This window comes from Acinetobacter sp. A47 (assembly GCF_000805455.1).
In the GTDB taxonomy this organism is placed as follows: Bacteria; Pseudomonadota; Gammaproteobacteria; order Pseudomonadales; family Moraxellaceae; genus Acinetobacter.
The window spans coordinates 130,906-143,306 of sequence record NZ_JSUS01000009.1; the positions used below are offsets into that span (position 1 = coordinate 130,906).

9 protein-coding genes are annotated in these 12,401 nt (G+C 46.7%); 3 read left to right on the forward strand and 6 right to left on the reverse strand.

The features are described 5' to 3' along the window. Positions 1–58 precede the first annotated feature (58 nt). The 5 genes from sbmA to OC23_RS03515 all read right to left on the reverse strand — a co-directional run bounded on the left by sbmA (position 59) and on the right by OC23_RS03515 (position 6,960). The gene (gene sbmA, locus OC23_RS03495) at positions 59–1,252 is read right to left on the reverse strand and encodes a peptide antibiotic transporter SbmA (protein WP_038342844.1); all 1,194 of its coding nucleotides are present in this window, start codon (positions 1,250–1,252) and stop codon (positions 59–61) included. A gap of 213 nt (positions 1,253–1,465) precedes the next feature. Then, positions 1,466–2,446: a patatin-like phospholipase family protein gene (locus OC23_RS03500; protein ID WP_038342923.1), complete on the reverse strand. Its 981-nt coding sequence runs from the start codon at positions 2,444–2,446 to the stop codon at positions 1,466–1,468. Positions 2,447–2,612: 166 nt separating this feature from the next. After that, a complete protein-coding gene (locus OC23_RS03505; RefSeq protein WP_038342845.1) occupies positions 2,613–4,088 on the reverse strand; it encodes an alanine/glycine:cation symporter family protein in 1,476 nt (491 codons plus the stop codon). Between the two features lie 94 nt (positions 4,089–4,182). Continuing rightward, complete coding sequence (gene gltS / locus OC23_RS03510; protein ID WP_038342847.1) at positions 4,183–5,418, reverse strand: sodium/glutamate symporter; 1,236 nt, start codon at positions 5,416–5,418, stop codon at positions 4,183–4,185. A gap of 189 nt (positions 5,419–5,607) precedes the next feature. After that, positions 5,608–6,960: a DcaP family trimeric outer membrane transporter gene (locus OC23_RS03515; protein ID WP_038342849.1), complete on the reverse strand. Its 1,353-nt coding sequence runs from the start codon at positions 6,958–6,960 to the stop codon at positions 5,608–5,610. A gap of 423 nt (positions 6,961–7,383) precedes the next feature. Here OC23_RS03515 and OC23_RS03520 point away from each other — a divergent pair, with 423 nt between their 5' ends. Beyond that, positions 7,384–8,088, forward strand: a complete 705-nt coding sequence (locus tag OC23_RS03520) for a nitroreductase (RefSeq protein WP_038342850.1) — start codon at positions 7,384–7,386, stop codon at positions 8,086–8,088. Positions 8,089–8,114: 26 nt separating this feature from the next. Here the strand turns inward: OC23_RS03520 and OC23_RS03525 are convergent, their stop codons facing one another. Further along, positions 8,115–9,329: a multidrug effflux MFS transporter gene (locus OC23_RS03525; RefSeq protein ID WP_038342851.1), complete on the reverse strand. Its 1,215-nt coding sequence runs from the start codon at positions 9,327–9,329 to the stop codon at positions 8,115–8,117. A 142-nt stretch (positions 9,330–9,471) separates the two neighbouring features. Here OC23_RS03525 and yccS point away from each other — a divergent pair, with 142 nt between their 5' ends. Together yccS and OC23_RS03535 are read left to right on the forward strand one after the other, a co-directional pair. Continuing rightward, the gene (yccS, locus tag OC23_RS03530; protein WP_038342852.1) at positions 9,472–11,646 is read left to right on the forward strand and encodes a YccS family putative transporter; all 2,175 of its coding nucleotides are present in this window, start codon (positions 9,472–9,474) and stop codon (positions 11,644–11,646) included. A 78-nt stretch (positions 11,647–11,724) separates the two neighbouring features. After that, positions 11,725–12,309 carry a YcxB family protein gene (locus tag OC23_RS03535; RefSeq protein ID WP_038342854.1) on the forward strand — a complete coding sequence of 195 codons (585 nt, stop codon included), beginning with the start codon at positions 11,725–11,727 and terminating at the stop codon, positions 12,307–12,309. Positions 12,310–12,401: the final 92 nt, after the last annotated feature.

Here is a 12,401-nt window from a genome sequence, read left to right on the forward strand (position 1 = left end):
ATCACAGACAATACCAAAAGCCGAAGCAATCTGCTTCGGCCTAGTTCGGTTTAACAGCCTAATCCAGAGTCTTTTCAAAAGCTTTAAGACGTTTATAGATAGATAATAATTCAATAATCGTTGGCCATGAGGTAATCAGGTATTGAAAGGAGGTTCTCACTTGCTGGAATACATTCAGGATTTGCATCATGACACCCAGCGTTACTGCACCCGCGGCAATTGAGGGCGCCAGAATAAAAACGCCATATAAATTATCTAGTTGCAAATACCAGATACGCACCAGATTAAAGTAGGTATAATGAAAATACAGCTTAAAATAATTCAGGCGAACCTTACTGAAAAGCTCTTTCAAGGTCAATGGATCGGCACGGGTTGCATGATCTTCACCATACACCAGTTCCTTACGATAAGCAGCTTCAACCTTCTGGTTATTAAATTCCAGACCGGGCAGCTTATACCCCACCAGCATCAACACCACGGTTCCAAAAATTGCCCAGCCTAGGGCTGCAATCATTAAAGCATGCGGAATCTCGCCCACAACCGGCAACACTTTTACATGAACTGAAAGTTGCAAGAGGATCGGTAAAAAGGCAATCAGGGTCATGATCGCTTCAATAAAGCTGACTCCCAGACTTTCTGAAGTCTTTGCAAAACGCATGGTATCTTCCTGCACACGCTGTGAAGCCCCTTCAATATGGCGGAGCCGGTCCCAATATTGGGTGTAGTACTCATTCATGGCGGTTCGCCAGCGGAAAATATAATGGCTGACAAAAAACAGGTTTAATACGGCAATGGTGACATAGACCATCGCAATAAAGATGAACGTCAGCATTTCGCTATAAAGCAGGTTGAGGTCTCCACCGCCACTCGATACCATTTTCTGGATTAAATTGTAAAAAGGCTGATACCAGGCATTAATCACCACATCAACCTGCACACTGAACCAGATATTAAACAGGATAAAGGCAGAGCCCCAGATCGACCATATTTGCCATTTATTGGCTGAACAGATACGCCAGAAACCGGCAAACAAAGCGGTTGCAATCAGAAACCAGAGATAAAACCACAGAAATGAAGGGGCCCAGAAACGGCTGACATCAATCGGGAGTTGGGCATCGCTATAGCCCCGAGCAAAACCGAGATATTCACCCCAGCTATGACCACTGCTGTACCATAGCAACATGTTGAGTGATAGCCAGATCACCACGGAAATAAAAAATGGCCGCGGGTTTGGAAAAAAAGACTTAAACATCGTGTTTAACAATCCTTGTTGTGTTGCAATTAACTTTAGTCGTCATCCTATGACTTCAAACTTAAAACGCTTAGAGAGAAAAGTTTTATGTTTTGTAGATATTTACTATTTTTCTGCTGGTTTTAATAGTTTTTTGTAGAATATTTATCTCTCAGAACACTAATGATTACCAGACTGGCTCAGTATAAATCTCACTCAGCCAGCCAGCGATGGTTATCTGGGCAATGCAGCATGCTGTTGTACCGCCATATCTTGTTGCTCAGGGGGAGATGCATCTGTTTTACGCTGGATTGCCCACTGGATCTCTGCCAGTTTTGCTTGAGCAGCCTCAATTCCAGCCTGCATGGTTGACTCCCGGCCTTTTACATCAAAAATATGTGCTTTTTCGCGAAGGTCAGGTTGAATCACAATATCGGCCTGTTTTAGTTCCTCTTCAGCCAGACGCCCCTGCATAATATTAATATTCTGGTTAAACAGCCCCCAGACATTGGAGGTTTCGGTGTGGATCGGCTGGGCCAGAATATCCACCGCAATCACCACATCTGCCCCTAACTCACGAGCAACCTGTACCGGTACCGGACTCACCAGCCCGCCATCGACATATTCGACCTCATGAATTTTGGTCGGTACAAACATGCTGGGAATTGAGGCAGAAGCGCGCACGGCCTGACCGGTATTGCCATAGTTAAAAACCGTTCTGCTGCCATCCCGGAGTTCGGTGGCCACCACATACATCGGAATTTTCAGCTTTTGTAACGGCGTATTGTGAACTTGCTGGTTGATATAGTCTTCAACCTTCTTTCCATCAAAAAAGCCCTTTAAGCTGACATTGACATCCCGGACGTCATTGGCTTTTAACTTGAGCGCAATATCACGCAGCTCGGCAGCACTTTTACCGCTGGCATAAATAGAACCGACAATACTGCCGGCACTGGTTCCCACAATAAAGTCGGGACGAATGCCCTGCTGTTCCAGTACCTCAATCACCCCAATATGGGCATAGCCCCGCGCTCCACCACTGCCCAGTACCAGTGCCACTACCGGCCGTTTCTGTTGCTGCTTGATATAGGAAAACGGTTGCGATACAGCCTGAGCCCGTGCATCTTCAACCACAGGACTGAGGTGAGCTGTGCTCTGACAACCCGCCAGACACATCATTGAAAGGCCAAGCATCCATAATTTAAGCTGTTTCATACGCAGTGTTGCCATGTTCATATTATTGTCTGTGTTTGCTGTACCGGATTTTAGCGCTGGAAAAAATGAAAAGATGTAGCAGTTTTTTTGCATTTGTCATTTGGATGTCATAAAAAAAGCCCCTCGCAAGGGGCTCTTCATTCATTTACGCACTGACCAATACCGATTACCAGATATCAGAACCTACTTTCTTCTTCAGTTCCGGATATTGATCAATCTTGAACTCAGGCTCTTTTACGCCTTTCTTCAACTGTGCAGTATAGTCTTTCAACAAGGTACGCGCCATTGGCGTTAACAGTAAGATTGCGACCAGGTTAATGGTTGCCATGATCCCCATGAACAGGTCAGCCATCGACCATACCAGCGGAACGCTACCGATTGCACCGAAGTACACCATGACCAACACAAAGACACGGAATACAAACATGACTTTTGGATTGTTATTGATGAACTGTACATTACTCTCGGCATAGGCATAGTTACCCAATACAGCTGAATAACAGAACAGGAATAACAGAATCGCCAGGAAGTCACCACCCCAGCTGCCGACCTGAGACTCCAGGGCACGCTGGGTCAACTCAACGCCGACAAAGCCTGCATCGTGGTACACACCAGAGATCAGGATAATCATCGCGGTACTGGTACATACAATGAAGGTATCAACGAATACACCCAGCATTTGTACCAACCCCTGATTCACAGGATGTTTTACATCAGAGGCTGCCGCAGCATTCGGAGCAGAACCCATACCGGCCTCGTTCGAGAACAGGCCACGCTTGATCCCCTGCATCATCGCCATGGAAATCATGGCACCGAAGAAACCACCGGCAGCGGCATTAAACTGGAATGCTTCAGTGAAGATCAGCTTAAAGATGCCCGGTAAAAGTTCGTAGTTGCTGAGCGCAATGTATAAAGCAACCGCTAAATATAAACCGGCTTTTAACGGTACAAACATTTCTGCAAACTTGGCAATACGTTTGATCCCGCCAAAGATAGCCAGTGCAACTAAAACAACAAGGGCCAGACCCACCCACGAGATGACCAGATCAACGCCACCCAGATGGGCTACCAGATTGGCCTTGTCCCAACCCCATGCATGTGAAGAGGCATTGGCAATGGCATTGATCTGAACCGAGTTGAATACAAAACCATAGGTAAAGATCAAGGCAAGCGCAAAGATCACACCAAAGGTTTTGCTACGTAAGCCTTGAGTAATATAGTAAGCCGGTCCACCCCGAAACTGCTTGCTATTACTGTCTCTGACTTTAAATAACTGAGCAAGCGAAGACTCAATAAAAGCCGAACTCATCCCCAGCAATGCAGTAAACCACATCCAGAATACTGCGCCAGGCCCGCCAATCGCAATGGCGATTGCAACACCGGCAATATTACCGACCCCGACACGACTGGCCAGACCGGTAACAAAGGCCTGAAAGGGAGTAAGCCCGTGTGTATCTTTCTCACCTTTACGGCTGCCCTTCATTACCTTGATACTGTGGAAGAACATTCTAATCTGAACGGCTTTCGTCGCGATCGTATAGAAAATCCCTACAGCGAGCAGGAAAATAACGAGGAAGTCCCATAAAGGATCATTAAAAAAACTTACCCAAGCCATCAGGGTGTCATTTAATTTTTCATTCATCACTTATTCGCTTTTAAATATTTTATGCACATCCGTGCATATACGATAACAATGGATGAATCAAAAAAGCCCCGCGTGGGGCTTTTGATCCGACTTAGGCAAAGAATTTCAAAATTAATTGAATTACTGTTGCGTTAATTAAATCAACGAAGAACGCACCACAAAGCGGAACAATCAGGAACGCTTTATGCGATGGTCCATACATATTGGTAATTGCCTGCATGTTGGCAACCGCAGTTGGTGTTGCCCCCATACCGAAACCACAATGACCTGCTGCCAGAACAGCGGCATCGTAGTTTTTACCCATGACACGGAAAGTCACAAATGCTGCATACAAAGCCATCGTAATGGTTTGCGCACCCAAAATGACGACCAATGGACCAGCCAGATCTGCCAGTTGCCATAATTTCAGTGAAAGCAGGGCCATAGCCAGATAAAGCGACAATGAAGCGTTACCGAAAACATCAATCGCACGGTCAAAGATATCGACCTTTAATACGCTTTCCAGAATATTACGCAGGATGACACCACCACCGAGTGCCCATACAAATGTCGGTAACTCGAACCAGGTGCCTTTACTGTAACCGGTCATGAACTCTGCAAAGGCAAGACAGGCAGCAAACATACCTAAAGTGGTAATGGCATTATCAGCAGTGATTAAACGGACTTGATGCGGATTTTCAAATGGCGCCAGTTCATCAGGATGCTGATCCAGATGTGTATCGCGATTCTTGATCTCGGCCGGTGTCTGTGCCTGTGCAAGACTGTAACGGTTAATCAGCAGTTTTGCCAATGGTCCACCGATAATACCACCGATGATCAGACCAAAGGTAGCACTTGCCATACCCAGCGCTAACGCACCCTGAATGCCGTGTTGAGATTCAAGAATCTCACCCCACGCACCTGCGGTACCGTGACCACCAGTCAGTGTGATCGAACCTGCAATCAGGCCAACCAGCGGATCGATGCCGAGCATCGTCGCCAGACTCATGCCGACCGCATTCTGAACCACGATAAAGGATGCCACACAGATCAGGAAGATCACCAACCCGATACCACCTTCCTTCAACTTCATAAAATTGGCGCTTAAACCAATCGAAGCAAAGAAGATCAACATAAAACTGGTTTGTAGCTCGCTACTAAAAACAATGCTATAGCCCCACAGTGAATGCACCAGCAGGGAGACCACCGCAGCAACCAGACCGCCAGCGACAGGTTCGGGAATGTTATAGCGTTTTAGAAAGTCGATTTTATTAACGAGCAAACGCCCTAATAACAAGACGATAACCGCCGAAATCAGGGTATAAAAACCATTAAAAGTAAATTCCATATCTTCTTCCGTTTACTTTAGCAGTCCGTTTGATGGCTTGACCCGTCACCGGAACTGCTAAAATAGTAACTCTCAAAATGAGTGAAAACTCAATCAGCTTTATAAAAAGCATACAGTTCTATGTCAGAACCCATGCCGGTATCACCGATTCGGTTTTCACGGATGATTTTCACCTACAGGATAGATGGCTTAGAAGTTATAGCGGGCCATTGCCCCTACACGATTATCTGTACCCTTTTGCCCGTCAAAGGTTTTACGTTCACCATAGATATACTCCAGGCCAAACGTTACCGGGGTTACCGGTGAATACATGATATTCCACCAGCCTTGTTGCAAGGTTTTATTCTGGGCAGTGTCTTTGGCAATGACCGCCTGCTTGGCAAAGTCATTGCTATCATCTGCAAACATTGCACCATAAGCCAGGGTACTGCGCAATTTCGGGCTAATCTGATAGGTTGTGCCTACTGTAAATGCATCAAACTCATTGAGATTTAAATCAAAATTCGTTGGATTCACATTAAATGCATTGTTGGTATACAACAGGAACTTACTATCGCCTTTGACATGCGAATAGTCAATCATGGCCTGTAATGCATCCGTAAATTTGTATTTTGCACCAACAGCAACACCCCAGCCAAGTTCAGCCTCGCCAGAATGGACGCGGTTATTGTCCTTATCATAGGTTGCTTTGCTACGTGCTTCAGTCAACAAGGCACGTGCCGAAGTGGTGCCCTTGCCTTCTGCAAAATCATATTTCAATTTTGAGGTTAAGGCCGGGGTACGGTTATCGTCATTGCCCTTTTCCAGAGCGACGGCATAACTGGTCTCAGGAGTGAACTTGCCACTATAACGTACCATTGGGGTACGGTAGGTGCCGATTCCCAGAGGAGAGTTAAAGTCGAGCATTTCCGGTTGCAAGTCTGTCGCCAGGAAGGTTGATGTGGTTTGACCAAATAACCAGTCATTGAAGGTCAGGTAGGCATGACGGATACGGATGGTGTCATTGCTGCTACCGCCACGGAAGTCTACTTCCAGCTTCCCGCCAACATCTGCCCCTTCAACAGGTGCCTTAAAATCAAGCCCCAGACGGGTTGTGGCAGCAGTGCTATAAAAACGGTCACTGTTTTTTTCAGCCCCTTCCAGATCAACCTTGTTGATCCGGTTGAAAATGCCATCCCCACCTTTGGACTGGTAGGAAGCATCGCCACGCACGAAACCGTATAGTTTTACTTCTGCACCAGAAGCGGTACTAAAGCTCAGTGGAGATTTTTTTGGAGTCGCAGCAGCTACAACCGGTGTATTCTGATTTTGTGTTGTAACAGCTGTCGCAGCAGGCGCTACGCTAACTTGTGTTGGTTCATTTTGTTGTTTTGCTTGGGGAACATACTGCTGTAATAACGCTCTTAATTCCTTGACTTCATCGCGAAGTTGCTGAATCTGTTCTTGCTCGCTGGCAGCATGTGTACTGTTCATCATTAAGGCTGCAACAGTGATTGCCAGTCCTTGCATTACGAACGGCTTACGGATGAGAGATAAACTCATGAGAAGCTCCTTGTATATGGTGTATATTTCAACATTTCCCACAGACGATGAATTGGGTAAATTCAAACAGTCTGCAAATAGAAAATTCCCCCTCACCCAATCAGTAAGGAAAGCCTAATCAATTTTAAAAAGGGCGTATTATGCATAAATTTCGGATATTGTGTGTACTTTTTACTTAAAGAGTTTATTCGAATTCTACAGGCTGCCATAAATATTATTTCGATTTCATTATGTTACTTATAGAATTATTTCTCACACAAACCAAACAAAATATAGAAAACCCGCAACAATTGCTGCTCATCCACTTATTTGCCTGCATGTTTTTTAGCCGCCACATTATTTATACCGCAAAAACCGCCAACAAAAAATATTTATTGCTTTATAGTCTTCTGCCATGAAAAAACCAAAATGATGAGGTGTTTTATGAACATGGAACAAGTCCGCCATGTAGATGAGGCAATCACTTCCCGGCATTCGGTACGTGCATTTTTAGATACCCCGGTTGACCCCCAGACCATTAAGGATATCTTGACCGTGGCAAGCCGTGCTCCTTCCGGAACCAATGTCCAGCCATGGAAAGTCTATGTAGTGACAGGCAAAAAACGTGCAGAAATGATTGAACGTGTGTGTGCAGCGCAAATTGAACTCTTGCAAAAACCGGAACTGGCTGCCCAATATCAAGAAACCTTTGCTTATTATCCCCAGACCTGGATTTCGCCCTTTATCGATCGCCGCCGTGCCAATGGCTGGGGACTTTATGGCCTGCTAGGCATCCAGAAAGGTGAAAAAGAAAAAATGGCAGCGCAGCAATTGCGCAACTTCCAGTTATTCGATGCACCTGTGGGGCTGTACTTTACTGTAAATAAAGCCATGGGCATCGGTTCAAAAATGGATATTTCCATGATGTTGCAGAATGTCATGATCGCGGCCAAGGCACGCGGACTGGATACTTGCCCGCAAGCAGCATGGAATCATTTTCACCCGATCGTACTGGATATACTGGGCGCACCGGAAGATGAAGAGCTGGTATGTACCATTGCACTGGGCTATGCCGACCCTGACCATATTGTCAACACGTTCATTACGCCCCGCGAGCCGGTTGAGAACTTCACCGTGTTTTTAGATTAAAGTAGCCGAGATATTGCAGTACCTCTTTAGCCAGAGGTACTGCCTTGCAATTTACCGACTTTCAAGATGGCAATAAAGCCGGCACTGGTAAACAGCAGCATCATCAAGCCCATGTTGAGTGAGGCTTTCCAGACCAGAAAATTCAGGATAATCCCGGCCAGCAAACCACAGGCAAACTGCATGCTTCCCATGATGGCACTCGCCGTTCCGGCACGTGCGCCCTGTTTTGACATCGCTAGCGCCATTGCATTTGGCCCGGTCAGACCAATCCCGGAGACGACCAAAAACAAGCCTGGCATTAGTAAGGTTAGAGGCGCATCTGCCATCAAGCCTGCACCCAGTACAATCAATGCCCCCAGACACTGGATTGATCCGCCCAGCTTTAAGCGCTGGTACACGCCCATACGGGTATTTAGGTGTTTGTTAACCGAAGACATCAGCATGATGCCTGCGGCATTCAAGGCAAAGGCATAAGAGAAGTGTTGCTGGGATAAACCATACTGCCCCATAAAAACGGCGGAAGCCGAACTGATATAGCAGAACAGGGCTGCCCCCGTTAAACAGCCTGCAAACATGGGGATGCGAAAACTCTCATCTTTCAAGATGGCTGCATATAAGGTCGTGACCTGATAGACCGATAACTTCAAGCGGCGCTCGGCAGGCAAGGATTCTTTAAAAAAGAAGTGCACACAGAGCCAGCATATAACCCCGATCATTGCCAGGGTGACAAAGATCGCCTGCCAGCGGAAGAAATTAAGAATCCATGCTCCAAACATCGGCGCCAGAATCGGTGCCAGCCCCATGACAATCATCATGCTGGAAAATGCCTGTGCAGATCCCTGCATGTCCAGACGGTCACGAATTGCAGCACGTGCGATCACCACGCCAACACATCCTCCGAGCGCCTGAAAAATACGTGCTGCGATCAAGGCCCACTCGCTGCTTGCAAACACACAGGCCAGACTGGCCATGGCATACAGTGCCAGGCCAAAGTACAGGGGCGTTTTACGTCCAATCCGGTCGCTTACCGGGCCATAAATCAGTTGCCCCATAGCCAGCCCAAGAAAGTAGGCAGGCAAGGTATTGGCAATCATTTGCGTACTTACCCCAAACTCGTCTGCCATTTGCGGCAGGGCTGGCAAGTACATATCAATCGATAACGGCCCTAACGCAGTTAACAAGGCAAGCAACATAATCCATGCTGTTGAATATTGACGTTGATTGGTTTGCCCGGCCTGCATACTGCCCCACTTTAACAAATTTTGGAATATTCTAAGCTTAGCATCCCCACCAGATTTGTGCATAATATTAACGTCTGCGAGCAGCCTATCCATGTTCACAGCCAGATGAAAATTCCATTGCAGAATACAAGAAGGATACCCCTTGAATCCCTGGTTCGGACGTTTAAAACAAACAACCTATAACACCACGTTAATGTATAACGTGCGCATGCTGATCGCTTTTACCGGAACAGCATTTGTTCCTTATTTACTCGATTATCAACTGGCAACAATTCCCCTGACCCTGGGGGTGGTTGCAGCAGCGATTAGTGATATTGATGACCGCTTTTCTGTGCGGATCATGAATCTGATTTATACCTATATCGGTTTTTTTATTACCGCTGCTTCGGTTCAGCTGTTATTTCCCTACCCGGTTGCCTTCGCAATTGGACTGATCGCCTCATGTATCGGCTGGATCTTGCTCGGCTCACTCGGCCGGCGTTATGCCACCATTGCTTATGGCTGTCTGGTGACCTCTGTCTATACCATGCTGGGGGTGCATTTATTTGAGCAGTGGTATGTTCAGCCGGCTCTCCTGGTCGCAGGTGCAGCCTGGTATGGCTTACTTTCCACCATCAGTTTCCTGCTGTTTCCGGTACGTAAAGTCCGCGATCAGCTTTCTGCCTCCTACTCGGCCTTAGGCAGCTTCCTGTTTGCCAAGTCCAACCTGTTCGATGTCGACATGACGCCTTCCAGCTATCAACAGAGCATGATTGATATTGCCATGGAAAATGGCAAGCTGGTGGCAATCTTTAACGAGTTGCGCATGTCCTTACTGACCCGCCTCAAAGGAGACCGCGGACAGAAGGATACCCGGCGCAGCCTGCAATATTATTTTGTGGCACAGGATATTCACGAACGGGCAGATTCGGCACATATCGACTATCAGAAACTGGCCAAAGTATTCCAGCATAGTGACATCCTGTTCCGTTTCCAGCGTATCCTGTCGATTCAGGGCAAGGCCTGTCAGGATCTGGCCCAGTCGATTGTAAGCCGCACCCGTTATGTACATAACAAACGCTTCAAGCACAGCTTTGAAAATTTACGGGCTTCGCTGGAAAAGCTGCGGGAAGATGGCCATTATGACCAGGTTCGGATTAATGCCCTGTTTGCGCTGTATCAGAACCTGAAATCCATTGATGCCCAGTTACAAAATCTGGAAACCGAACGTAACCTGCAAAAGATCAATGCCCAGCACGCAGAAAGCCAGCTGAAAGATGATGACCTCAAGGGCTGGAACGATATTATGGTTCGGGTTAAACAACACCTCACCCCGGAATCGGTCCTGTTCCGGCATGCCGTTCGCTTGTCCATTGTCCTGTTTATTGGCTATGTGTTTATCCAGATGACAGATATCGCATACGGCTACTGGATTATGCTAACGGCCCTGTTTGTTTGCCAGCCGAATTTTAATGCCACCAAGCGGCGTCTGTATCTGCGTATTGTCGGTACTCTGGTCGGGATCATTGTTGGCCTGGCCATCATCTATTTTATTCCTTCAATTGAAGGACAGCTGGTGATGCTGATACTCAGTGGTGTGCTGTTTCTGGAGCTGCGCAGCAAACAGTATGCGCAAGCCACGGCTTTTATTACCATACTGGCCTTAATCAACTTCAATCTGGATGGTTCGGCCTTTGCAGCAGGTTTGCCGCGCTTTATTGATACCGTGATCGGCTGTGCGCTGGCCTGGTTCGGCGTGAGCTTTATCTGGCCAGACTGGAAGTTCCGCAGACTCCCCCGTTCGATCCGACGTTCTTTACAGGCTCAATGTAAATACCTGAGCGAAGTGGTCGCGCAATATCATCATGGCCGTAATAATGCCCTGAATTATCGTGTGGTACGCCGTGCTGCCCATAATACCGATGCAGAAGTGGCTTCGCTGATCTCGACCATTGCCACCGAACCCAATATCGATGCCAACCGGAAAAGTCTGGCTTTCGAGTTTTTATGCCTGAGCCATACCTTTTTAAGCTATATTGCTGCCTTGGGTGCACATCGTGAGCAACTACAGGATCAGGAAGTGCTCAGCTTGCTGGATCAGGCACTGGATGACATTCAGGGGGCATTACTCAGGGATGAAGTTCCCGACCTATCTGCACAGAATATGATGCAGGCGATCCGGGAGCGTTTGAGCCGCAATGAAGACAGCGAGCAGAAGTCGCTGATTATCTTGCAACAACTGTCTTTAATGCTGGGAGTATTGACCCGCCTCAGCATGCTGAAACAGAGCCTGAGCCATGAACCGAATGAAGACGGCACAGAATATGCATCACTGTAACGATTCGCCATTGGCATAATATCTTTGCCTGCCAATAGGTGTTAAACTTAACCCAGTTCTAGACTCATTTTTTACACTATGACCGCCAAAACGCTATACGCTTATACGCTACAACCTGTTCCTTACGAAGTTTCCGAAGCTGAACAACGTCAAGCTCAACTTATGATTTGGCGTAGTACCAACAAATTCAGCCGCAAAGCATGGATGATCATGATTGCACTCGTGGTGCTTTCTTTAGTTGCAGCAGGACTTATCAAATATTACTCCACCTACTCAACCGTGATTTGCTGGGTAGTGATCGTGAGTGTGGTTCTTTTTTATCTGGTCAAGAAATTTGGACTGGAATGGTATGTTAAACGTAAAATGAACGAATTCCCTGTTCAGGAAATTAAGGGTTTACGCTTAGGTGTACAACCGCATGGCATCGTCATGCGCCAAAAAATGGGGCTGCAAGAAGGTACGGCAACCATTGGCTGGAAAGATATCTATGAATGGTACAACTCACCAGATTTCATCCTTGTAAATTTCAAGGTAAAAACGCCTAAAGGTGAAGAACAGCAAGGGGCTTATATCTTGCCAAAACGTATGGATTCAAAGAACTTTTCTTTCAACACCGTTCGTAAGCATCTGACTGAAACTGTAGGCGCCCCTAAATCAATTTAACATCCTGCTTTGAAAAACCTCTCGCCATGAGAGGTTTTTTTAACCCCATTAAAATAAATGAGAATCAAAATCAATATTACCTGCAAAATCCA